This is a genomic window from Mycobacterium sp. ITM-2016-00317 (genome assembly GCF_002968295.1).
Lineage (GTDB): Bacteria > Actinomycetota > Actinomycetes > Mycobacteriales > Mycobacteriaceae > Mycobacterium.
This window is the reverse complement of the sequence record NZ_CP134399.1, coordinates 3037753-3062488: the sequence shown is the minus strand read 5'-3', so window position 1 is coordinate 3062488 and position 24736 is coordinate 3037753. Positions and strand designations below refer to the sequence as shown.

Sequence of the window (24736 nt, the reverse complement as noted above, 5' to 3'; positions counted from 1 at the left end):
CCTTTCCTCTAATTGCGTCGAAAGTACCATTCCGGTGAAGTGAGCCCGGCTAACTGAAACGGGGGCATCGGCCGCCGTCGGGATTCCGCTAGCATGTGTTGACAATCAGCTGATTTCGCGCAGGCAACACCGCGCATCCGCCATCTCCAGACGAAAGGGACCAGGTGCCGCAGGCACTGGATGGAGGTCCATCCGAGCCGGCCACGTCCGCCGGACGACCCGACCTCGAACCCTGCGAGGCCGAGCCGTCCTCTAGTCGGCCGGGCTCCGGGCCCGGCTGGCGTCTTTCGGGGGCAGCCCGATGAACCTCGCGATGACACTGCTCTCGCTGCTGGCGTTCGCGCTGCTCACCGCAGGCACGGCGATCTTCGTGGCCGCCGAGTTCTCCCTGACCGCGCTGGAGCGCAGCACCGTCGAGGCCAACGTGCGCTCCGGCGACCGCCGCGACCAGATGGTGCAGCGGGCCCACCGCACGCTGTCGACGCAGCTGTCCGGTGCGCAGGTCGGCATCTCCATCACCACGCTGGCCACCGGGTTCCTGGCCGAACCGGTCGTCGCGCGGCTCATCGACCCGGCGCTGAGCGCCATCGGCGTCCCCGACCAGCTCGTCACCGGGCTGGCCCTGGTCCTGGCCATCCTGATCGCGACCTCGATCTCGATGGTGTTCGGCGAACTCGTCCCGAAGAACCTCGCAGTGGCCCGGCCCGTGCCGACGGCACGCTGGGCGGCCCCGCTGCAGCTGATGTTCTCGTTCCTGGCCAAGCCGCTGATCCGGCTGACCAACGGGACCGCGAACTGGATCCTGCGCCGCCTCGGCATCGAACCGGCCGAGGAGCTGCGGTCGGCCCGTTCCCCGCAGGAGTTGGTGTCTCTGGTGCGCTCATCGGCGCAGAGCGGGTCCCTGGACCCGGTCACCGCGGTGCTGGTGGACCGCTCGCTGCAGTTCGGCGACCGCTCCGCCGAGGAACTGATGACCCCGCGCTCCAAGATCGACACCCTCGACGCCGACGACACCGTCGTCGACCTCAGCGAGGCGGCGATCAGGACCGGGCACTCCCGCTTCCCGGTCATCCATGGCGACCTCGACGAGACCATCGGCATGGTGCACGTCAAGCAGGTGTTCGCGGTGCCCGCCACGGCACGCGCCACCACCCGGCTGTCCGCACTGGCCCTGCCGGTCACGAAGGTGCCGTCGACCCTCGACGGCGACTCGGTGATGTCGGAGGTGCGCGCCAACGGCCTGCAGACCGCGCTGGTGGTCGACGAGTACGGCGGCACCGCGGGCATGGTGACGGTGGAGGACCTCATCGAGGAGATCGTCGGCGACGTGCGCGACGAACACGACGACGAGCCGCCGGACGTGGTCCAGGCGGGCCGGGGCTGGCAGGTCTCGGCGCTGTTGCGGATCGACGAGGTCGCCGAGGGCACCGCGTTCCGCCCGCCCGAGGGCGACTACGAGACGATCGGCGGGCTGGTGCTGGAGAAGCTCGGCCACATCCCGACGGAAGGTGAATCGGTGGAGCTGACCGCCTTCGACCCGGACGGGTCGCCGGACCATCCGCCGCGCTGGCTGGCCACCGTCGTGAAGATGGACGGCCGCCGGATCGACCAGCTGCGCCTGACCGAACTGGGCCGTGAGGGGGCCGGCGGTGGGTGACATCTTCGGCGTGCTCCTGACCTTCGTGTTGCTGGCCGCCAACGCGTTCTTCGTGGCCTCGGAGTTCTCGCTGATCTCCGCGCGCCGGGACCGGCTCGAAGCGCTGGCCGAGCAGGGCAAGCACAGCGCGGTCACCGTCATCCGGGCCGGCGAGCATCTGTCGCTGATGCTGGCGGGCTCCCAGCTCGGCATCACGATCTGTTCGATCCTGCTGGGCCGGGTCGCCGAACCCGCGGTGGCGCACCTGCTGGAGAAGCCGTTCGGCCTGCTGGGCATCCCCGACGCGGTGCTGCACAGCGTGTCGTTCCTGGTGGCGCTGTCGATCGTGGTGACGCTGCACGTGCTGCTGGGCGAGATGGTGCCGAAGAACATCGCGATCGCCGGGCCCGAGTCCACCGCGATGCTGCTGATCCCGGTCTACCTGGGGTACATGCGGCTGGCCCGGCCGTTCATCGCGTTCTACAACTGGTGCGCGAACTCGACGCTGAGGCTGTTCGGCGTCGAACCCAGGGACGAACTCGACGTCACCGTCTCGACTGTCGAACTGTCGGAGATGATCGCCGAGTCGCTGTCGGAGGGGCTGCTCGATCCCGAGGAACACACCCGGCTGACCCGGGCGCTGCAGATCCGCAACCGGGTGGTCAACGACGTCGCGATGCCGCTGGACAAGATCCGCGCCGTCCCGGTCGCGCACGAGGGCGCGGGCCCGACCGTCGGGGTGCTCGAGGAGGCGTTGAAGGAGACCGGTTATTCGCGCTTCCCGGTCGTCGACCCCGGCGGGGCGTTCATCGGCTACCTGCACATCAAGGACGTCCTGCCGCTGCTCAACGGTGCTGCCGGCAGCGCAGCCGTGGTCGAGGCGTCGATGGTTCGGCCGCTGCCGAAGGTGCCGGCCTCACTGCCGCTGCCGGACGCGCTCACCCGGCTGCGACGTACCAACAGCCATCTTGCGCTGGTCACCGCGCCCGACGGCACCTCCACCGCGATGGTGGCGCTGGAGGATCTGGTGGAGGACCTCGTGGGAACCGTCCGTGACAGCACGCACCGCATCTGAGACCCGACTGTCCGAGGCCGACTGGGTCGACCGCGCGTCCGCGTACACCCGGCGCGCCGACGACGTGCTGGCCCCGCATCAGCGGCGCCGCCGCGCGGGACAAGCCCATCCCGTCTACGACTTCCTGTTCACCTACTACAACGTCCGCCCCGGCCGGCTGCGGGTCTGGCACCCCGGCTACGGCGTGGTGCTCGAAGGGCCCGCCGCGGACCGTTATCTGGAGCGGTCCGGGTATGCGCGCGTCGGTGGCGGGGTGGCCGTCGGACGCGATCATCTGAACAGTCGGCTCGGCACTGTGACGTTCATCGCGGACCTGTTGCGCGCCACCGCGTCGCGGCCGGCCCGGTTCAACTGTTTCGGAATGCACGAATGGGCGATGGTCTACCGGGCCTCCTCGGTGCGCCACGACCGAGTGCCGCTGCGTCTCGGCGCCGCAGGCACCGATGCGGTCGTCGAGTCGATGCCGTTGCGGTGCAGCCACTTCGACGCCTACCGATTCTTCACCGAGCCCGCCGTCGAACGCAACGCCGCCCGCCTGACCCGCGACACCCAGCTCGCCGCCGAGCAGCCCGGCTGCGTGCATGCGGGCATGGATCTCTACAAGTGGGCACTCAAGCTGGGCCCGCTGGTCGACTCCGGCCTCGTACTGGACTGCCTGCAGCTGGCCCTCGACGCCCGGGTACTCGACATGCGGGCCAGTCCCTACGACCTGCGCGCCTACGATTTCGAGCCGATCGCGGTCGAAACGCCCAGCGGCAGAGCCGAATACGTGCGAATGCAAGAGGTGATCGCGGAGCGTGCCGCGCCGCTGCGGTCCCGGCTGCTCGAACACGCCCTGATGTTGCAGCAGAGCGCCACCCGGGCATAGGCCCTGTTACCGGTGGGTAAGCTGGACCGACGACAGTGCAAGAGGCATGGCGCGGACGCGCGTGCACACGAGGGAGGAATCATGACCGATCGCGTGACGGTGGGTAGCCTGCGCGTCGCCCCCGAGTTGTACGACTTCATCAACAACGAGGCGCTGCCCGGCACAGACATCGATCCCGACACGTTCTGGTCCGGCGTGGACAAGGTCGTCGCCGACCTGACCCCGCGCAACCAGGAGCTGCTGGCGCGCCGCGACGATCTGCAGGCGCAGATCGACCGGTGGCACCGTGCCCGGGTGATCGGTGGTTTCGAACCCGCCGAGTACAAACAGTTCCTCACCGACATCGGCTACCTGGAGCCCGAGCCGGCCGACTTCACGATCACCACCGCCGGTGTCGACGACGAGATCACCACCACCGCCGGCCCACAGCTGGTGGTGCCGATCCTCAACGCGCGCTTCGCGCTCAATGCCGCCAACGCCCGCTGGGGTTCGCTGTACGACGCGCTGTACGGCACCGACGTCATCTCCGAGGAGGACGGCGCCGAGCCCGGTTCCTCCTACAACCCGGTGCGCGGCGACAAGGTGATCGCCTACGCCCGCAAGTTCCTCGACCAGGCGGTGCCGCTGGCGTCCGGTTCCTGGTCGGACATCACCGGCCTGAAGATCGAGGACGGCAGCGTCAGCGCGACGCTCGACGACAAATCCGTGGCCCTGGCTGCGCCCGAACAGTTCGTCGGCTACCTCGGTGAACCGGATGCACCCACGGCGGTGCTGCTGGTCAACAACGGCCTGCACGTCGAGATCCTCGTCGACGCCGACTCCCCCATCGGCTCGACCGACAAGGCCGGCATCAAGGATGTCGTGCTGGAGTCCGCGGTTACCACGATCATGGACTTCGAGGACTCCGTGGCCGCCGTCGACGCGGCCGACAAGGTGCTGGGCTACCGCAACTGGCTGGGCCTCAACCGCGGCGACCTGGCCGAAGAGGTCAGCAAGGGCGGCAAGACCTTCACCCGCGTGCTCAACGAGGACCGCGTCTACACCGCCCCGGACGGTGAGACCGAGGTGAGCGTGCCCGGCCGCAGCCTGCTGTTCGTGCGCAACGTCGGTCACCTGATGACCAACGACGCGATCACCGATGCCCAGGGCAACGAGATCCCCGAGGGCATCCAGGATGCGCTGTTCACCAGCCTGATCGGCATCCACGGGCTCCGGACCGGGGACAGCGGGCCGCTGGTCAACAGCCGGACCGGCTCCATCTACATCGTCAAACCCAAGATGCACGGCCCCGACGAGGTCGCCTTCACCTGTGAGCTGTTCAGCCGCGTCGAAGACGTCCTCGGCCTGCCGCCCAACACCATCAAGGTGGGCATCATGGACGAGGAACGGCGCACCACGCTCAACCTGAAGGCGTGCATCAAGGCCGCCGCCGACCGGGTCGCGTTCATCAACACCGGCTTCCTGGACCGCACCGGCGACGAGATCCACACCTCGATGGACGCCGGGCCGATGATCCGCAAGGGCGCGATGAAGTCCACCGACTGGATCAAGGCCTACGAGGACCAGAACGTCGACATCGGCCTGGAGACCGGGTTCTCCGGCCGGGCCCAGATCGGCAAGGGCATGTGGGCGATGACCGATCTGATGGCCGACATGGTGGAGCAGAAGATCGGCCAGCCCAAGGCCGGCGCGACGACCGCGTGGGTGCCGTCGCCGACCGCGGCGACCCTGCACGCGATGCACTACCACCAGGTCGACGTGTTCGCCGTGCAGAAGGAACTCGCCGGTCAGCGCCGCGGCACCGTCGACCAGCTGCTGCGGATCCCGCTGGCCCAGGAACTCGCGTGGGCCAGCGACGAGATCCGCGAGGAGGTCGACAACAACTGCCAGTCGATCCTCGGCTACGTGGTGCGCTGGATCGACGCGGGCGTGGGCTGTTCGAAGGTCCCCGACATTCACGACGTCGCGCTGATGGAGGACCGCGCCACGCTGCGCATCTCCAGCCAGCTGCTGGCCAACTGGCTGCGCCACGGCGTGATCACCGAAGAGGACGTCAAGGCCAGCCTGCGCAGGATGGCCGCGGTGGTCGACGAGCAGAACGCCGCGGATCCCGACTTCCGGCCCATGGCAACAGATCCCGACAACAGCATCGCCTTCCAGGCCGCCCAGGAACTCATCCTGGCCGGCGCCGACCAGCCCAACGGCTACACCGAGCCGATCCTTCATCGCCGGCGCCGGGAGTTCAAGGCGACTAGTAACGTTGGCTGACGCAGGACAGGCAGTATCCACGGGTCGACCGAACTAAGGACGTAACCAGCGTGTGCAGCGAAGGCAGGCATGGGCCGGCATAGCCTCCCGGATCCAGAAGAGTCCCGCGACCAGACCGGCACTCCCCCAGGGGGTTTCGATGCCGACGGCGCCGGAGACGGTGCGTCGCCGAGATCCGGCGCCCAGCACACCGGCGACTGGGAGGGCGGCGAGTGGACGGGCAGTCACCGCGCGGTGACACCCGGCCGGCGCGGCGTGAGCGTCAGCGTCGTCGTGGCGCTCGTCGCCGTGGTCGTCGTGGTCGGCGTCGTCATTCTCTGGCGCTTCGTCGGTGACGCGCTGTCCGGGCGCTCCGACGCCGCGGCTGCCCGGTGTGTCGAGGGTGAACTCGCGGTGGCCGTGGTCGCCGATCCGGCGATTGCCGAATCGGTCGGCGCGCTCGCCCAGCGCTACAACGAGACCGCCGCCCCGGTCGGCGACCGGTGCGTCAAGGTCGGCGTGCAGAGCGCCGACTCCGACCGGGTGGTCGACGGTTTCGCCGAACAGTGGCCCGGAGATCTGGGTGAGCGCCCCGCATTGTGGATCCCGGGCAGTTCGGTCTCCGCGGCCAGGCTGGAAGCCGCAACGGGCACGCAGACCGTCAGCGACAGCCGTTCCCTGGTGTCCTCCCCCGTCGTCCTCGCCGTGGCACCGCAGCTCCGGGACGCCCTCGGCGACCAGAGCTGGGGCACCCTGCCGCGGCTGCAGACCGACCCGGCCGCGCTCGAGGGGCTGGGCCTGCGGGGCTGGGGCGGCCTGCGACTGGCGTTGCCGCTCGGCGACGACAGCGATGCCTCCTACCTCGCCGCCGAAGCGCTGGCCGCTGCGGCCGCGCCGTCCGGCGCGTCGCCGACGTCCGGCCTCGGCGCGGTCAGCGCGGTGATGTCACGCGAACCCGAGCTGACCGACCGCGACGCGGACACGGCGCTGGACGCACTCGTCGACGCGTCGGATCCGGCCACCGCGCCGGTGCACGCCGTCGCGACCACCGAACAGCGGGTGTTCCAGCGCGCCGCGTCGCTGCCCGAGGCCAAGGACAAGCTCGCGGCCTGGATCCCGCCGGGGCCGACGGCGATCGCCGACTTCCCCACCGTCCTGCTGGCCGGCGACTGGCTGTCCCAGGAGCAGGTGACCGCAGCCAGCGAGTTCGCGCGGTTCATGCGCAAACCCGAGCAGCTCGCCGACCTGGCCGAGGCGGGCTTCCGCGTCGAGGGCACCGAATCGCCGGGCAGCGACGTCGTCGACTTCGCGCCGGTGGCGGCCCCGCTGGAGATCGGTGACGACGAATTGCGGACCACCATCGCCGAGACGGTGAGCAGTCCCGTGCAGAGTCCGACGGTCACCGTGATGCTCGATCAGTCGATGCCGACCGACGAGGGCGGCGCGTCGCGGCTGCGCAACGTCGTCGACGCGCTCAAGGACCGCCTCGCGGTGCTGCCGCCCGACTCCGGGGTCGGACTGTGGACGTTCGACGGGGTGCAGGGCCGTTCCGAGGTCAGCGTCGGGCCGCTGTCGGATCAGGTCGACGGCGCGTCCCGCTCGGACACGCTGACCGCGGCGCTGGACTCTCAGACCCCGTCCTCGGGCGGCGCGGTGTCGTTCACCACGCTGCGGCTGGTCTACACCGATGCCACAGCGAAATACCGTGAGGGTCAGAAGAACTCGGTACTCGTCCTCACCGCGGGCCCGCACACCGACCGATCGCTGGGCGCTGCCGGACTGCAGGACTACGTCCGGGGCGCGTTCAACCCGGACCGCCCGGTGGCGGTGAACGTCATCGACTTCGGCGACGACACCGACCGGCCCACCTGGGAGTCGGTCGCGCAGATCACCGGCGGCAGCTATCAGAACCTCGGTTCGTCGGACTCCCCCGAACTCGCCGCCGCCCTCTCGGCGATGCTGTCCTGACCGGATCAGCGACCTGGCGACATCCCGGCCCACGGACGTATCTTCACGTTCGTGACCGGGGTGTTCTGGCGCGCGCGCTGCGGCGCACGCCGAAGGTGAACCAGGTGGTCAACCGGCGGCTGATCAACGGGGCCGTGTACACGATGGAGACCCGTCGGGCGCGCTGAGCACGATGGGCGACTACACGTCGTGGGACACAGGCGCTGACCAACCCGTTGCTGGATCCGAACCTGTTCACCGCGGAGACCTTTTCCCAGGCAGGTCTGGAGGCTGTCGACGCGCCCACCAGCCTGGCTGACGTCGTGCGGCGAAACGTTGCCGGCGAGGCGGTGGACCCGCCGGTCAGCGTCGGGCTGCAGCACTGACGCCGCAGCCTCCGCAGAATTTGCTGTCCCCCGCGTGTGCCGGGCCGCCCGAAACGCCGGAGGCGTGGACCGGAACGGGCGACCAGCAACCGGTACTCTGGGGCCCGATCCGGCTCGCCGAAATTGGCTTCGCTCCCGATTGCCCCTGACGAGCCGCAATGGTATGACCGCGTTACTCAATCGTCGCTTGGTCCGGCAATGATCAAGAGACGGCTCGGCTAAGAGGAGGAATCTTCAGAAGATGCCGATTCAGCAGCGCGCACAGGCACGCACAGGCGTCTCGACTGAAGTTGCTCCAGCCTGGCGGGACCGCAAGCGGTATGTCTGGCTGCTCGGCCTGGTGATACCCACGCTCGTTCCGGCGTCCTGGGTTGCGGTGACGGTCACCGGCTGGGGGGTGTTCTGGTGGTCGGGCCCGGTGATGATGCTGCTGGTGATCCCGGCGCTGGACTACCTCGTCGGCCTGGACGCCGAGAATCCCCCGGACAGCGCACTGGCCCGGCTGGAGACCGACCGCTTCTACCGGTGGGCCACCTATCTGTATCTGCCCGCCCAGTACCTGTCCCTGGCGCTGGCCTGCTGGGTGTGGACCGGCGGCGGCGGGGTGACGCTGAGCCCGCTCGACAAGGTCGGCCTCATGCTCACCGTGGGCGGCATCGGCGGCGTGGCGATCAACATCGCTCACGAGCTGGGCCACCAGCGAGTGCGCTCCGAGCGGTGGCTGAGCAAGGTCGCGCTGGCCCAGACCGGGTACGGCCATTTCTTCGTCGAACACAACCGGGGACACCACGCTCGCGTCGCCACCTCCGAGGACCCGGCCAGCGCCCGCCTCGGAGAGAACCTGTACGCCTTCCTGTTCCGGTCCGTCTTCGGCAGCCTGCGTTCGGCGTGGACGCTGGAGCGGCGCAGACTGGCCAGGAACGGGAAGTCGCCGTGGACGCCACGCAACGACGCGCTGCACTCCTGGGCGATGACCGGGGTCCTGTTCACCGCACTGGTCGCGGTGTTCGGGGTGCCGGCGCTGCCGTGGCTGCTCGGCCAGGCGGTGGTCGGGATCTGCCTGCTGGAATCGATCAACTACCTGGAGCACTACGGGCTTCGGCGACAGCGCCGCCGCGACGGCAACTACGAACAGGTGCGGCCGGCGCACAGCTGGAACAGCAACTCGGTGATCTCCAACGTGTTCCTGTTCCACCTGCAGCGCCACTCGGACCATCACGCCAATCCGCACCGGCGGTACCAGGCGTTGTGCCATGCCGACGAGGCCCCGCAATTGCCGTCGGGGTACGCCACGATGGTGCTGCTGGCGATCGTCCCGCCGGTATGGCAGCGGGTGATGGACCACCGGGTGCTGGCCCACTACGGCGGCGACGTCCGGCTGGCCGCGCTGAGCCCGCGGCGGGAAAAGGCGCTACTGCGGCGGTACGGCTGACTGCACCTCGCGGGTGCGTTTGAGCGCCACCGCGGCCGTACGCATCGACAGCGCCGGTGACAACCGCTCCAGGAGCCACAGCGCTTTCCACCACCGCGGCACCACGATGATCGCCTGGTCGGCCAGTACGGCGCGCAGGGCCTTGTCGGCGAAGGCGGCGGGGTCCATCGGGCGCAGCGCTTCCCCGAGCTTGACCAGGTTCTCCTTGCTGACGCTCGTGTTGCGGCCGTAGGCGCCCCCCGACAAGATCGGCGTGCGCACGACCCCGGGGCACAGCACCGAGACCCGCACGCCGTGGGTGGCGGCTTCCACCCGCAGGGTTTTCGACAGCGCCACCACCGCGTGCTTGGTCGCCGAGTAGCCGGCCTGCGCGGCGGTGGTCACCAGGCCGGCCATCGACGCCGTGTTCACGATGTGGCCGCTGCCCTGCCTGATCATCACCGGGTACGCGGCCTGGACGCCGTGGATCACGCCGCGAAGGTTCACGTCGATGATGTCGGTCCAGTCGTCGAGGCTCAGCGTGTCGACCTCGCCGCCGATCCCGATTCCGGCGTTGTTGAACAGGTAATCGATACGGCCCGCGGTGTCGACCGTGGCATTGACCGCCGCAGCGAAGGCGGCCGCGTCCCGCACGTCGAGTTCGACCGCATGCACCTGGGCGCCCGATCCCCCTAGCCGTTGCGCGAGCTCGTCGGCCGCCTCGAACTGGCGGTCGGCAATCCACACCGCGGCGCCCGCTCCGGCGAGTTCGGCGGCGAGCGCGGCCCCGATCCCTGATGCGCCGCCGGTGATGAAGGCGACCTTGCCGGTCAGTTGCGCTGCGTCTCTGGATGCCACCCGGGAAGGATAGCGGCCGGGCATACCGGCCCCTAGGCCTCGCCGCCTCCGTCGGAGTCGCCAGCGTCCCCGCCGGAGTCGACACCGGATTCGGAGTCGGCCTCCGAATCAGCCTCTGAGTCGGCCTCCGAATCGGCAGCGTCTGACGGATCATCCGCGGCGCCGGCGTCCTCGTCGGCCGGCTCGGCGGTGTCCTCGTCGGTCACCGGGTCGGCGGGGTCCTCCTCGGTGCTGTCCTCCGCGGTCTTGTCCTCGTCGGTCGCGGGCTCCGGGGTCTGCTCACCGCCCACGTCATCGTTGGCATCGTCGGTGAAGTCGGTGGAGTCGGTGGAGTCGGTGCCGAGCTCGTCGGTGACCTGGTGGCCAGCGGCCTGGGTGCGCGCGACGGTGCGGGGGGAGGCCTCCTGCTGCTCGTCGAGCCCGGTCTGCAGCGCATCGTCCCCGGCCTCGCCCTGTGGCGCCTTGCCGTCCAGCCAGGTGCGGTCGTAGGCCTGGTCGATGATCGCGCGCAGCGGTTCCTCCCAGCCGTCGACCAGCCAGCCCAGACCGAAGTCGCGGAAGCCCTGCAGCAGCGGCAGGTTCTTGGTCGGCACGTGCACGTAGGTGGTGTTGCCCTCGGTCCACACGATGTTGGCGGGATCGTCGAGGTCGACGTCGTCGTAGCTCATGTGCACGTAAGTGAAGGCCGCGACCGCGTTGGCCAGGGCCAGCAGGTTGAACGGGTTGGCCGGGAAGTCTGCGATCGGGTCGTACTCGCGGGCGACGTCGACGACGGAGTAGTCGGTGTCGGTGGGCGTCAGCAGTTTGTCGCCGTACCACCAGCCGTTCAGCCCGCCGTACTTGCGGCCCCCGTTACCCAGCAGGACGAAGGTCATGTCGTCCGGCGCCGGTGTGGCAGTGCTGTTCTCGTGATCGCTGCCGTGATCGCGCAGCCACACCGAGGCCACCCGGGCGCCGCCGCTGAACGCGTAGACGATCTTGTCCTCGGGCGCGTCGGAATCGGACGGCAGGTTTTTGATCGCGAAATCGAGGGCCCGCACGTTCTGCGCGATGCCGACTTCGACCGTGCCGAGCGCGACGATCCACTGGTAGGAGACCTCGCGGCAGACCTTGGGCTCCTCACACAGCGCTCCGCCGAGGTTGTCGTCCATGGCCCAGGGCGTCGGGCCGTGGTGCAGCACCGCCGCGGGGCCGGCAGGAATGAGCTGGGCGGCTGTGGCAACTGATCCGCCGAACGCCAGCGGCAACGCAGCAAACGGCACCACAGCCGCGGTCATCGCGGCCTTCGTCGCTCGATTCACAGAAGTCCCTTCTTTCGGGCCGCGGGGTGCCCGTGTTCGTCGACGTCGGCCGGGCGGTTCGACGGCACGCCCGTGCTCGTCTGCCCGCTGCCGGACAGAAGTTGCACGATACCTCAGCGGGGGGCCGCCAGCGAACGCGTCAGCAAACACGGATCACACCCTTGGCCGAGCACTCAGCCCACTGCGTGCCGCAGGCTGCTGCAACCCCCCGGTCAACGCTCTGAACTCCGGTTTCGCCGACCACGCGGCACATCTGAGCCGGGGTCCTGATCGACGCGTCCGCAGCTGCGGGATCCTGCGGACGTGATCCGTTGCCCTCGGCACACTCGCCAGATCTCGCTCGGGCCCTGCCGGGTGGGCGGTTATCACAGCCAGGACAAGACGTTCCCGCCGGGTGACATTAACCAGCAAGGACTGCGCTGTTCACAAGCATGTGCTGTTGCGCAGAATAACGTTTAAGATAAATTTTTAGCGGGCTAGCAGCCAGCTACCGACGCAACGCCATTATCGACGCACTTATCGGTGCAAAGTGACAGCTCTGTAGTTTTGGCTGAAATCGTTGCGGATGGCGGAGATCCTGAGATATCTATGCACTACAAACTACATAAACTGACAGGCGGCACTGTCTGCCGAATCTTTTCCGGCACCGAGCCCGGCAAATTCTCTACTAATGTAGAGATGGCATAAACTACACATAACAGCAATATAACCACTATTTGCTATAACTTCCCGAATATGCATTTGGGCGAATTTGCTGTACGAAGTTGACGCACCAGCAATATGATTTGGCGCACGACAGTTGGCGGATCACGTCATCGCTACTTATCGGGGAGAACACATGCGTAGGAACTTTCGCAAGGCACGAGTTGTGTGTGGTGCCGCATTTGCTTCGGCTGCCCTGGCGCTGTCCACCGCGGCGCCGGGGATCAGCAGCCCGACCGGCCTCGTCGTCGGCGGGCTGGCAACCCCGTCAATGCACGATCTGGTGATGGCGCAGGTCCTCAAGGACGAGCTGCACGGCATGGACCGGGTCAGCATCGGGTGGCCGGCGGAGGCCGCGCCCTACACGGGCAAGACCTACACCCTCGGCCAGTCGATCAACATCGGGATCAACAATCTCAACGCCGCGATCGGCACCGCCGTCGGCAAGCTCGTCCGGGATGCGGACGGCAACCTCCCTGCCAACGAACAGGTGAAGATCGTCGGGCTGTCGGCCGGCTCGCTGGTCGTCACCGAGGTGCTCCGTCAACTGGCACAGGATCCCAACGCGCCGAGCGCCGACGAACTGACCTTCATCGTGGTCGCCGACTCCAGCCGCCAGAAGCTGATCAACAAGGCGCGCTACAACAACAAGTACGACTACACCTACCAGCCGCCGCCGGACTCGCAGTACGAGGTCAAGGTCGTACTCGGCGAGTACGACGGTCTGGCCGACTTCCCCGACCGGTGGTGGAACTTCCTCGCGATCGCCAACGCGATGGCCGGCGGCATCTTCGTGCACGTGCCGATGATGTTCGCAGATCTCAAGGACGAGTACATCACCAGCGTCGAGTACAACGAGGCGGGCGGCAAGGTGACGAACTACCTGATCCCGACGGCCAAGCTCCCGTTGGTCCAGCTGCTGCCGTTCCTCGCACCGATGGAGGCCGAGCTGCGGGCGAAGATCGACAAGGGATACAGCCGCAACGACGTCGTGGACACCGCCCCGGCCCGCGCACTGGCCACGCCGGTGTCGGTCACCGAGGACTCGGTGCCCGCAGCGGCTCCTGACCCGACCCCTGTTGCCGACGTCGACGTGGTCGAGGAGGCCGGCACGGTCAAGGACGTCTCGACCGAGGTGACCGAGCCCGCCGCCGAGGTGGTCGACCGTGACGGCGCCGAGGACACCAGCGTCGTCATTGACGAGGACGCGGATCTCGACGTCGTGGACGAGGACAGCGACACGGGATCGGGCAGCGACGACGAGGACGCCGCGAACGAGGACGCCGCGAACGAGGACGCCGAGGTGGGCGACGCGGACGAGGCCACGAAGGACGAGGACGACGCGAGCGGAACCGAGGATTCCTCGGATTCCGGTGATTCGGGCTCGTCGGCCGACTCGTCGTCCGACGGATCCGGGTCGTCCGACTCCGGCTCCTCGGAGTAACCCCTCCCCGAACCTGAGGCTGCCGAAGTCTCGGAGACCAGCCCGGAGCCCCGGCCCCCCGCCGGGGCTCCGTGGTGTGTGGGCACGGGTCTGCCGGGACCTCACCAGCGAGCGCAGCCGACCTGTACGGCCTAAGATCCAGTGGGCGGGGACCCGATTTGCTGTGAGGTAGCGTTGATCGCCATGGATGTGCAATACGACGCGATCGTCGTAGGAGCGGGTTTCGGCGGCATGGGTGCCGCGATTCAGCTCAGGAAAATGGGTTACGACAACATCCTGATCGTCGACCGCGAGGACGACCTCGGCGGGACGTGGCACGTCAACCACTACCCGGGGCTGGCGGTCGACATCCCCTCGTCGACCTACTCCTACTGGTTCGAGCCGAATCCGAAGTGGTCACGGCTCTACGCCCCGGGCCATGAACTCAAGGCCTACGCCGAACACGTCGCCGACAAGTACGACATCCGCAGGCACATGCGGTTCAACAGCCCCGTCGACGGGGCGCGGTGGGACGAGGACGCCAGACGGTGGCAGGTGACGCTCTCAGGCGGCGAGACGCTGACCTCGCGGTTCCTGATCACCGCCACCGGCTACCTGTCGCAGCCGCGCACCCCCGACATCCCCGGCATCGAGGACTTCGCAGGTCGCATCGTGCACAGCATGGACTGGGATGACGACTACTCCCCCGCCGGCGAGCGCATCGGTCTGATCGGCACCGGCGCCACCGCGGTGCAGTTGATCCCCGAGCTGGCCAAGACCGCCACAGAGCTCACGGTGTACCAGCGCACACCGATTCACGTGGTGCCGAAGTTCGACTTCGCGATCCCGCCGCTGCTGCGTCGACTCTTCGCCCGGATACCACTGCTGCAACGCGCCTTCCGGTTCAGCACCGATGCGAACCTCGAAGTGATGATGATTCTGTCGGTACTGAACTACAAGTATTTCAGGCAGCTCAACGTCGGGGCTTCCCACCTGTCTCAGGCGTTGCGGTTCGTCTCGATCCGGGACCGGCGTCTGCGCGAGCAGCTGACGCCTGACTACGACTTCGGCTGCAAACGGCCGACGTACTCGAACTCCTACTACCGCACGCTCGCCAAACCGCACGTGCATCTGCAGACCTCGGGCATCGAGCGGGTCGAAGCCGACGGCATCGTGGCATGCGACGGCACCAAGACCCAGATCGACACCTTGGTGCTGTGCACCGGTTTCGACATCTGGGAAGCGAACATCCCGGCGATCGAGGTGATCGGCCGCGACGCCCGCAACCTCGGGAAGTGGTGGCGGGACAACGGCTTCAAGGCCTATCAGGGGGTGACCATCCCGGCCTTCCCGAACCTTCTGAGCCTGGCCGGACCGTATGCCACCAGCGGATTGTCGTACTTCAACACGATGGAGTACCAGATGCGGCACATGGACCGGCTCTTCGGCGAGCTGCAACGGCGCGACGCTGCCACGTTCGAGGTGACCGAGGACGCCACCGACCGGTTCAGCGAGCGGATGTCGAAGCTGTTGGGCAAGACCGTGTTCCGGCGTGGCGACTGCGCCCGCTCCCGCTCCTACTACTTCAGCCCGAGCGGCGAGACACTGGTGCGTCCGGCCTCGACGAACCAGACCAACCGCGAGAACGACAGCTTCCCGTTCACCGACTACACCTTCGCCTGAACACACTGGTCGCCACCGTCTGACCAGTGCATTCCCTGCGGTATGACAGCATGGATACATGCAGGCGAGGCGTGTTCTGGGCAGTGTCGGTGCGGCAGTCGCGGTTTCGGCCGCCCTATGGCAGACAGGGGTCGCGGCGCCGACCGCCTCGGCGGATCCGTGTCCGGACATCGAGGTGATCTTCGCGCGCGGGACCGGCGCGGATCCCGGCCTCGGTTGGGTGGGCGATGCGTTCGTCAACGCGCTGCGGACCAAGGTCGGTGACCAGTCGGTGGGCACCTACGCGGTGAACTACCCCGCCGGCTTCGACTTCGACAAGTCGGCGCCGATGGGCGCGGCCGACGCGTCGGGACGGGTGCAGTGGATGGCCGACAACTGCCCGGACACCAAGCTGGTCCTGGGCGGCATGTCGCAGGGCGCCGGCGTCATCGACCTGATCACCGTCGATCCACGCCCGCTGGGCCGGTTCACCCCCACCCCGATGCCGGCACGGGTCGCCGACCATGTGGCCGCCGTCGCGGTCTTCGGAAACCCCTTGCGCGACATCCGAGGTGGCGGTCCCCTGCCTCAGATGAGCGGCACCTACGGGCCGAAATCGATCGATCTGTGTGCGCTCGACGATCCGTTCTGCTCGCCCGGCTTCAACCTGCCCGCCCACTTCGCCTACGCCGACAACGGCATGGTGGAGGAGGCGGCCAACTTCGTCGCAGGCCGCGTCCGGTAGCCGGCGGCCCCGCTATCCAGCAAACGAAGTTCCGGTTTGACACCTGCGAGTGCGGGTTACCCCTGCCCGACCGAACGGCCGGTCTGCACCATTACGAAGTGGCAGCGCAATATGAGAACGCGCCCGCGAAAGTGCGCGTGACCACGCCGTGAGGCGCGTACGCTGAGCTGGTGTCAGCAAACGTGCGCGACATGAACCGCTGGGGGGCGAGAAGCATGGCTGCAGGGACGAAGAACAATCGGCGCACCAAGTGGATCGCGGCCATGGCCGCCGCGGCCACGCCGCTCATGGTGTTCCCCGCTGTGGGATCGGCGACGCCCGCTGTCGCCGAATTCTCCTACCTTCCTGAGAAAGCCAGGGTATTGACCCTGAGCCTGCTGCCGGGCGGCAACGACGACGACCTTCAGGGCGAGGTGTGTGCCGCCCAGCGCCAGTGCTCGTCCGTGCCGTACCCGTACCTGCTCCGGTCACAAGGGATGGACCTGCTCGACAAGGCGCTGCGGCAACCTCTTCCGGACCCCGCGCAACCGAACCAGATCGTGTACGGATACAGCCAGGGCGCCCGGGTGGCGGCGGACTGGTTGGCGAAGTACGCCGGCACCGAGGGCGCCCCCAGTCCGGAGAACCTGAGTTTCGTCCTGATCGGCAATCCGGGCCGCAAATACGGCGGAGCCCACGTCGGGTGGGGTCAGACGGTGCCGGACAGTGACTACGCGGTGCTCGACGTGGCCCGTCAGTACGACATGGCCTCCGACTTCCCCGACAATCCGCTGAACCTGCTCGCGCTGCTCAACGTCTTCGCCGGCTTCGCGGTCACCCACACCGACTACGAAGAACTCGATCTCTACGATCCGGCCAATTACGTGTGGACCGAGGGTAAGACGACCTACGTCTTCGTGCCGAACGACAAACTCCCGCTGCTCGAGCCGTTGCGCTGGATTGGTCTGGCCGGACTCGCCAAAGCACTCGACGGCCCTCTCCGCGAGATGATCGAGGCCGGCTACGACCGGTCCTACCTGCCCGCCAAGCCCGGGCTGCCTGCCGCGCCGGCTCCGGAACCCGAGCCCGAGCCGGACTCCCGGGCGACGCCCGAACCTGAAGCGCCGTCGACTGATCCGGCGCCCGAGGACGACGGTGACGCGACGGAAGCCGCGCAGGCGGTCCAGTTCGTATCCAGCGACGACGACACCGCCGGGGAGGGTCTCACCGAGCTTCCCGGGGAAGACACAGCCCCAGACGTCGGCGGAGACCTCGCCGAGGACTCCGAGGAAGAGCTCGCCGAGGATCTCGAGGAGTCGGAAGCGGGATCCGACGACGCCTTCGACGAGGTGGCCGAGCAGGTGGCCGAGGCCGCGGAGCAGGAGGCGGAGGCCGCGCAGCAGGAGGCGGAGGCCGCCGAGAAGGAGTCCGGTGCCGATGACAGCTCCGACGGTCCGTCATCGCCGGCCGAGGCGAGCGGCGACGAGTAGTCGCCGGTTGCCTGCGGGGTGGATGTGCTTGGCTGGCGGGATGGATGTCAGCGGCCTCACCCCCATCGAACAGACCGCACTGCTCACCGAGTACTGCCGGGCCCTCGACAGCCGGGCGTCCCGCCCGATCCTCGGTGACCGCCAGGCCGAGCTGACCGTCGACGAAATCGACTACGACTTCACCACTCTGGCCGCGACCCCCAGCGTGGTGCCGCTGGTGGCGCTGCGGGCCAAGATGCTCGACGAACGCATCACGCGCTTCATCGGCGACCATCCCGACGCCGTCATCGTCGACCTCGGCGCGGGCTTCAGCAGCGCGGTGCTGCGCGTCGATCCGCCGTCCACCGCCGACTGGTACAGCGTCGATCTGCCTGCCGTCATCGCGATGCGCGAAGCCCTTCTGCCCGGCCACGAGCGGGACCATGCCGTGCCGGCCTCGGTGCTCGAACCGCACTGGACCGACTCGATACCGGGTGACCGGCCGACGCTGGTCTTCGCCGACGGACTCGTCGCGTTCCTCGACGAGACGGACGTGATCGCCGTCCTGCGCCGGGTCACCGAGCATTTCGGTTCCGGCGTCATCGCTTTCAACGACTACGGCCCGGTCAGCAAGCTCAACCGCCTGGTGGGCAAGGTGAGCACCGCGGGCAAGACGAACTCGCCGCACAGCCAGTGGAACTTCGCCGGGTTCAAGGACGCCCGGCGCCCCGAAGCATGGAACCCGCGCCTGACGCTGCTGGAGGAGGCCAGCGTCATGCAGCGCCCCGAGTCCGCGCAGTTTCCCGCCGGTCTACGCCTGGCCGGCCGGTTGTCGCACCGGATCCCGGCGATCGCGCGCAAGGCGCGAATCCTGCAGTACCGCTTCTAGGTGTTCTCGGCGACCGACAGCGAGTCGGCATCGCGTGGGGCGGCGTCGCGGCGCCGGTGCACGACGAGGCGGCCGTTGCGGGCGGGCGTGACGGTGACGCCGCGGCTGTGCGGCTTCTCGTCGGGCTCGGTGGTGGGTTCGATCGTGAACTCACGCAGCATCGCGCGCAGCGTCACTTCCATCTCCATCGTCGCGAACGACGCGCCGATGCACCGCATCATGCCGCCACCGAACGGGATCCACGCGAACGGGTTCGGCGCCTTGCCGAGAAAGCGGTCGGGATCGAACGTCTCGGCGTCCGGGAAACTCGACTCGGCGGCCATCGCCAGCTGGGTGCTGGCCATGATCGTGGCTCCTTCGGGAATCACCCACTCCCCCAGCTGAATCCGAGTCCGGGCGCGCCGCAGCGCGGCGGTCAGCACGGGCCGGGTGCGTTGCGACTCGGCGATCGTCGCGAGCAGCAGTTCGTTGCCGCCGGCGTCGACCTCCTCGGTGAGACGGACCAGCAGCTCGGGGTGGCGGCGGATCCGCTCGACGGTCCACGCCAGCTGCGTCGAGGTGGTCTCATGCCCGGCCACCAGCATCGTCAGCAACTCGTCGAGGATGTAGGAGTCCGGCATCGGCGAGCCGTCGTCATAGCGGGCCTGCAGCAGCAGCGACAGCACGTCGTTGCGCTCGGTGAAGTCCGGATCGTTGCGCGCGTCGTCGAGCAGCGAATTGAGCAGCTCGTCCATCCGTTTGCGGTACGCGGCGAACTTGCCGCCCGGGCTCCACGGGCCGAAGTCGCGCCGCACGATCGACGGCATCAGCGCGATCTTGGAACCGAACTCCACCGCCTTGGGCATCAGCTCGCGCAGTTCGTCGAGCTGCGCGCCCTCGGCGCCGAACACGGCCCGCAGAATGGTGTTCAGGGTGATGCGCATCATCGGTTCGAGGGTCTCGAACTCCACGCCCTCGGGCCAGGTCCGGATCTCGCGGACGGCCTCCTCCTCGGTGATGCTCGCGTAGCCCCGCATGCTCTTGCCGTTGAACGGCGGCAGCAGCAGCTTGCGGCGGGCCTGAAGCTCGTCGCCCTCGAGGTTGAAGATCGACCCGGGCCCGAGTACGTCGCCGCCCAGGTTGTTCTGCGGCCGGCCCACCAGATCGCGGTGGGTGCTGAACAGATCCTTGACCAGCACGGGGTCGCTGATCACCACGGTCTCGCCGAACACCGGGATGTTCAGCGTGAACGTCGGGCCGTACTTGCGGCCCAGCGCGGCGATCGACCCGTAGCGCTGCGTCAGGACGACAGCGCCCTGGATGAGCTTCGGGATCCTCGGCCCCGGCGGGAGCCGCACTGGATCGGTGGTGGCCGTTGCCATGTCGTCACCCCTTACTTCTGGTGAGCTAGTGAACTATCAGGCTATCTCGTAGTCGCTGAGCGGGAATCTCTCCTGCTCCTTGACCGCCTGACGGATGGACGTCGGCCGGAACAGTGGCGCCTCGCCGGAACTGTTGAACCAGTAGGAGCGTGAGCTCGCGCAGTCACCCAGCCGGAACACCGAGTCGTCGAGCAGGGTCAGCATCCGCTCGAGGAACCTGTCGTTGGCCTCGTCGGTGACCTCGAAAGTGCGTCCGCCCCGGCGCTGCAATTCGCCGAACAGCCGCTTCATGTGGCGCATCTGGTACTCGACGGTGTCGAACCACGACATCCCCACCCACGCGTACGGGCTGGCCTGGGTCACCAGGTTCGGGAACATCGGCACCGTCATGCCCTCGTAGGCCTGGAAACGGTTCTCCCGCCACCACTTTCCGAGATCACGGCCTTCCCGGCCGATCACCTCGATGGCGGGCAGGTTCGACTCCCACACGTCGAATCCGGTGGCCAGCACCAGCGTGTCGATGACGCGCTTGGTGCCGTCCCTGCCGACGATGCCGTCGGGTTCGATCCGTTCGATGCCGCCGGTGTCCAACTGCACGTGCGGCTTGGTGAAGGTTCGGTAGTAGACGTTGGACAGCGTGGGCCGCTTGCAGCCGAAGTCGTAGTCCGGTGTCAGCTTGCGGCGCAGTTCCTTGTCGCGGATGGCCAGGAATCGGTGCAGTGTCCCGATCTTGGCTGCCGCGGTGTTGATCGGCCGCAGCTGACGGAACTTCCACATCGCCAGCGTGGTCATGACATCCATGAACATGTCGCTGGACAGCCGCACGAAGCGTTGTGTGACAGGGAATTTCGCAAAAAGCCGTTGCGTCCTCGGACCGAACGACAGGTCGAACTTCGGCATCACCCAGATCGGGGTGCGCTGGTAGACCGTCAGCTCGGAGACGTCCTCGGCGAGCTTCGGGATGAGCTGCACACCGGTGGAACCGGTACCGATGATCGCGGCCCGTTTACCTCGCAGCGAATAGTCGTCGTCCCATTCCTGCGCGTGCAGCACCGTCCCGGCGAACGTGTCGATGCCGGGGATGTCCGGCTTCTTCGGCTGGCACAGGTAACCCGTTGCCAGCACCAGGAACTGCGACTGCAGCGTCTGACCGCCTGCCAGTGAGATCGCCCACTGCTGGGAGTCCTCGTCCCACCGGGCGCCCTCGACCACGGTGTTGAACCGCATATACCGCCGCAGGTCGTACTTGTGGGCGACGTGCTCGGCGTAGGTCTTGAGTTCCGAGCCCGGCGCGTACAGCCGAGACCAGTACGGGTTCGGCTCGAACCAGTACGAGTAGGTGGTGGACGGGACGTCAACCGTCAGGCCTGGATAACGGTTGACGTGCCACGTCCCACCTAAGTCGTCTTCGCGGTCGAGGATTGCGATGTTGCGGTAACCCAGCTGGTTGAGCTGGATCGCCGCACCCATCCCACCGAACCCTGCTCCGACGATGACGGCATCGAGCTGCTCCGTACTCACCCCGGCGATATTACGGTCAATAGTCCGGGCTTTCCTATTCGCCGGAGTCAGCGCCGCCGCTGCTCGCGCCCGCGCTCTCCTTCTTCGCACCGCTGTCGGACTTGCCGTCCGAGCCTTCGGTCTCCTTGTCGGCCTTGCGGTGCTTGCCGCCCGTGGCCGGCTTCTCGGAGTCCTCGGACTTGTCGGCCTTGTCCTGCTTCTTGTCGGCGTCCTTCTCGGCGTCCTTGTCGGTCGCGTCCTTGTCGGTGTCGTCGGCCTCGTCGGTGTCGCCGGCCTTGTCCTCGTCGACGCCGGTATCGGGCTTGGTCTCGCCCGGAGCGCCGGTCTCGGTCTTGCCCTCGTCGTCGGTGACCGGAGTCTCGTCGGCCGGGGCCTCCTCGGCGGGCGTCTCGTCGGTGACCTCGTCGGCCGGCGTCTCGTCGGTGACCTCGTCGCCTGCCTTCTCGTCGACCGGGGTCTCGTCCTGCGGAGCGAGCTTGAACTTCTTCAGCAGGTCGTTCACCGCGTCGGAGACGACGCTGTCGCCCTTGGTTTCCTCATCCTCGGCCTCGTCGGCGGTCTCGCCGACGGTCTTGTTCGACGCCAGAAGTGTGGCGCCCTCGGTGCCCTGCTCTCCGGCGTTCTCCGGCTCTTCCCCGAACGGCGTCGGATCCCCGGGGTTGTCCGGGTCGCAGGTCGGGCACAGGAACTTCACGAACGGCTTGATGAACGGCGTCACCAGCGTGTACGGGTAGCCCTTCCACAGGAAGCTGCCCGGTACGAACGGGTTGAAGTCCAGCCACACCGCCTTGGTGAAGCGGACCACCGACTGAACCACCTCGGTCAGCGTGATCGCCTTCGGGCGATTCTGCTCCGGCGGTGCGAACAGGTAGTTCAGCGTGTTGTACACCGGATCCCAGGGGTTCAGCTGAACGGGTTTGCCGGACCACGGGACCGGGTCGCCGGTCTGGCCCGGGATCTCCTCGCCGACCTGGCCCTCCTCGCCGCTGACCGGATTGTTCAGCTCGGGGAACTTGTAGCCGGCGATCAGGTCCCAGATGGGCGCCAGGAACATCTTGCTCAGGATGCTGTTGGCGTCCTTGCAGGTCGGCGGCGCGGTACCGGTGCAGCCGGCGTCCATCGGCAGGTTGGCCTTGGCCCACCACGACACGTGCTCGCCGAGCGCGTTCGACAACGGCTTGAACGGGATGAGCAGGTTGGTGATCGAGGTGATCTTCGGCGGGTCGGCGGGGTCGTAGCCCAGCACGTTGGTCGGCGTGTAGACCCACCAGCTGCCGGTGACCTCGAGCGCGTGCGACAGGTCGTTGAGCCCGTCGAGGTATGCCCGCGGCACGCTGATCAGCGCGTTGAACAGGTTCGGCAGCACGTTCTGCCACGCCGGGTTGTCGAGGTTCGGCGCGGTGATCGGGGTGTAGTTCTGATCCTTGTTGATGTCACAGCCGTCGGTGTTGTAGCCGGAGCAGGCTTCACCGGGTCCGGTCGGGATGACCGCGGCGACGGGCTGCACAGGCGTGCCGGACGTGCCGGTGCCGACGGCACCGTTGCCGACCGCGCCGTTGCCGACTGCACCGGTGCCGACGGCACCGTTGTTGGCGGGGGCGCCGATGATCTCGGCGTCGTCCAGGTAATCGCGGTTGTAGGCCTTGTCGATGATCGCCCGCAGCGGCGCCTCCAGCTGGTCGGCCAGCGCGCCCATACCCCAGGTGCGCAGCCCGGCCAGCAGCGGCAGCTGCGCGGTGGGGATGTACACGTAGGTGGTGTTGCCCTCTTTCCAGACGTAGTTGCCCGGAGCGTTGAGGTCGGCCTCGGAGTACTTCATGTGCACGTTGCCGAACGCCGAGATCGCGTTGGCCAGCGCGAGCAGATTGAATGGATTGTCCGGGAAGTCGGCGATCGGGTCGTACTGACGGGCGACGTCAAGTATCGAGAACTCTGTCTCGGTGGGGGTCATCAGCGAGTCGCCGTAGAACCAGCCGTTGAGCCCGCCGTACTTGCGGCCGCCGTTGCCCAGCAGCACCACCGACATTTCCTCGGGCGAGATCGCGGTGGAGTCCGCGTTGTCCTCCAGCCACTTCGAGACCACCCGCGCGCCGCCGCTGAACCCGTAGGCGACCTTGTCGCCGGCGGTGTTGTTCAGTGCGAAGTTCATCGTCTTGACGTTTTCGGCCAGCCCGGGCTCGAAGGTGCCGAAGGGCAGCACCCACTGGTAGTAGACCTCGCGGCACTCACGCCCGACCTCGCAGAGGATGCCGTCGAGGTTGTTCGGCGTCGACCACGGCGTGGGACCGGTGTGAAGAACGGTGGCCGGACCCGGGGGAAGCTCAACGGCGGCAGCGCTTGCCGTGGGGAGCGGCCCGGCAACGGTGAGCGGCAGCATCATGAACGGCAGTGCCGCCGTCAGCGCCGTCTTCGTCGCTCGATTCACAAACGTCCCTTTCCAGAGTGCAGACGATCCCGCTCGCAACAAGCGGGATCACGCGGTTGGCATCATGCCGGGCCGCACCGAACGACAAGCCCCCCGACCTCGACGACCCGGCTCCACCTGGGCATCCACCGGCGACATGCGTCGCACATGATGGGCTTGCGTGGTGTCGATTCGTCAAAGCTGCCCGACGGGCGCGATCCCTGACGAAGGGAGAATACCCCACGGCCGGGTTTTGGGAAGCCCAATCAGCAAACGCTTGATCGAGGTCGTATCCGTTGCGCTGTGGCGTGCCCGGCCGGCCCGGTCATGCCCGGCGGCCGGCATGGGCCCGTCCCGACTGCTTTCACGTGCGAAAACCCGGTTCACGGGGGGTGGCCCGCCCCGCCCCGAAGCAGTGCGAAACGGGGTATCCAGGCCATGATTCGGCCACCCACGGTGTCCGTCGCCGGACGCATTCCGCCGCCCGCACTCGGGCGTGGCGCGGGTCGCCGACGGTTCACAGCTAACATCCAGCTGCGGCACCGGAACCGGTTCGGCACGGCAATCACGTTGACGGACAACGTGTTGCGGCTGCGCGCCCGCACGGGCGCGGAATCCGTCAGGCGCGATCGCCGGCGCCCACCGACAGGCGCGCCACCTCGAGGCTGACCGACACAGGCCGGCCGACGCCGCGGCAGGGTCCGGGCGTGCTGCCGGATCCGCACCACCCCGACATCCGTCGCCGGAGCCCGCGGCGGCGCCGTCCGGCCGCGGCGAACGCCTGTTGCCGACTGAGGACCGCACGGTGACGGGCCCTTAGCGGCCATTTGCTGACGCGGACGTCAGATGCAC

General features: G+C 67.8%; 17 protein-coding genes. 12 read left to right on the top strand and 5 right to left on the bottom strand.

Annotation, left to right across the window (positions count from 1 at the left end):
* Positions 1 to 301 precede the first annotated feature (301 nt).
* The 7 genes from C6A87_RS14465 (at position 302) to C6A87_RS14435 (ending at position 9591) form a co-directional block, all read left to right on the top strand.
* A complete protein-coding gene (locus C6A87_RS14465; RefSeq protein WP_311112911.1) occupies positions 302 to 1657 on the top strand; it encodes a hemolysin family protein in 1356 nt (451 codons plus the stop codon).
* On the top strand, positions 1650 to 2711 hold the full coding sequence (locus C6A87_RS14460) for a hemolysin family protein (RefSeq protein ID WP_311112910.1): 1062 nt from the start codon (positions 1650 to 1652) through the stop codon (positions 2709 to 2711). Before C6A87_RS14465 ends, C6A87_RS14460 begins: the two co-directional genes overlap by 8 nt.
* Positions 2689 to 3579: a 3-methyladenine DNA glycosylase gene (locus C6A87_RS14455; RefSeq protein WP_311112909.1), complete on the top strand. Its 891-nt coding sequence runs from the start codon at positions 2689 to 2691 to the stop codon at positions 3577 to 3579. Before C6A87_RS14460 ends, C6A87_RS14455 begins: the two co-directional genes overlap by 23 nt.
* Positions 3580 to 3660: 81 nt before the next feature.
* Positions 3661 to 5847, top strand: a complete 2187-nt coding sequence (locus tag C6A87_RS14450; RefSeq protein WP_311112908.1) for a malate synthase G — start codon at positions 3661 to 3663, stop codon at positions 5845 to 5847.
* Positions 5848 to 5916: 69 nt separating this feature from the next.
* The gene (locus C6A87_RS14445; protein ID WP_311112907.1) at positions 5917 to 7794 is read left to right on the top strand and encodes a substrate-binding domain-containing protein; all 1878 of its coding nucleotides are present in this window, start codon (positions 5917 to 5919) and stop codon (positions 7792 to 7794) included.
* A 215-nt stretch (positions 7795 to 8009) separates the two neighbouring features.
* Complete coding sequence (locus tag C6A87_RS14440; protein ID WP_311112906.1) at positions 8010 to 8159, top strand: hypothetical protein; 150 nt, start codon at positions 8010 to 8012, stop codon at positions 8157 to 8159.
* 241 nt (positions 8160 to 8400) lie between these two features.
* Complete coding sequence (locus tag C6A87_RS14435) at positions 8401 to 9591, top strand: alkane 1-monooxygenase (RefSeq protein WP_311112905.1); 1191 nt, start codon at positions 8401 to 8403, stop codon at positions 9589 to 9591.
* Here C6A87_RS14435 and C6A87_RS14430 read toward each other — a convergent pair.
* On the bottom strand, positions 9571 to 10428 hold the full coding sequence (locus tag C6A87_RS14430) for an SDR family oxidoreductase (protein WP_311112904.1): 858 nt from the start codon (positions 10426 to 10428) through the stop codon (positions 9571 to 9573). The two genes, C6A87_RS14435 and C6A87_RS14430, sit on opposite strands and share 21 nt — an antisense overlap.
* Before the next feature lie 32 nt (positions 10429 to 10460).
* On the bottom strand, positions 10461 to 11705 hold the full coding sequence (locus C6A87_RS14425) for a PE-PPE domain-containing protein (RefSeq protein ID WP_311112903.1): 1245 nt from the start codon (positions 11703 to 11705) through the stop codon (positions 10461 to 10463).
* A gap of 862 nt (positions 11706 to 12567) precedes the next feature.
* Between C6A87_RS14425 and C6A87_RS14420 the strand changes: the two genes are divergently transcribed.
* From C6A87_RS14420 to C6A87_RS14400, 5 genes are all read left to right on the top strand, one after another.
* Entirely contained in the window at positions 12568 to 13875 is a 1308-nt protein-coding gene (locus C6A87_RS14420) for a PE-PPE domain-containing protein (protein ID WP_396836868.1), read from the top strand.
* Between the two features lie 183 nt (positions 13876 to 14058).
* Positions 14059 to 15537, top strand: coding sequence for an NAD(P)/FAD-dependent oxidoreductase (locus C6A87_RS14415; RefSeq protein WP_311112901.1), 1479 nt, complete (start codon positions 14059 to 14061; stop codon positions 15535 to 15537).
* A gap of 58 nt (positions 15538 to 15595) precedes the next feature.
* Positions 15596 to 16261, top strand: a complete 666-nt coding sequence (locus tag C6A87_RS14410) for a cutinase family protein (RefSeq protein WP_311112900.1) — start codon at positions 15596 to 15598, stop codon at positions 16259 to 16261.
* A gap of 215 nt (positions 16262 to 16476) precedes the next feature.
* Positions 16477 to 17730 carry a PE-PPE domain-containing protein gene (locus C6A87_RS14405; protein WP_311112899.1) on the top strand — a complete coding sequence of 418 codons (1254 nt, stop codon included), beginning with the start codon at positions 16477 to 16479 and terminating at the stop codon, positions 17728 to 17730.
* 40 nt (positions 17731 to 17770) lie between these two features.
* Positions 17771 to 18598 (top strand): class I SAM-dependent methyltransferase, encoded by an 828-nt coding sequence (locus C6A87_RS14400; RefSeq protein ID WP_311112898.1) that lies wholly within the window; start codon positions 17771 to 17773, stop codon positions 18596 to 18598.
* Here C6A87_RS14400 and C6A87_RS14395 read toward each other — a convergent pair.
* The 3 genes from C6A87_RS14395 to C6A87_RS14385 are packed head-to-tail and all read right to left on the bottom strand — an operon-like array spanning position 18595 to position 23905.
* Positions 18595 to 19959 (bottom strand): cytochrome P450, encoded by a 1365-nt coding sequence (locus C6A87_RS14395; protein ID WP_311112897.1) that lies wholly within the window; start codon positions 19957 to 19959, stop codon positions 18595 to 18597. The two genes, C6A87_RS14400 and C6A87_RS14395, sit on opposite strands and share 4 nt — an antisense overlap.
* Before the next feature lie 36 nt (positions 19960 to 19995).
* Positions 19996 to 21480: an NAD(P)/FAD-dependent oxidoreductase gene (locus C6A87_RS14390; RefSeq protein WP_311112896.1), complete on the bottom strand. Its 1485-nt coding sequence runs from the start codon at positions 21478 to 21480 to the stop codon at positions 19996 to 19998.
* A gap of 34 nt (positions 21481 to 21514) precedes the next feature.
* Entirely contained in the window at positions 21515 to 23905 is a 2391-nt protein-coding gene (locus tag C6A87_RS14385; RefSeq protein WP_311112895.1) for a PE-PPE domain-containing protein, read from the bottom strand.
* Positions 23906 to 24736: the final 831 nt, after the last annotated feature.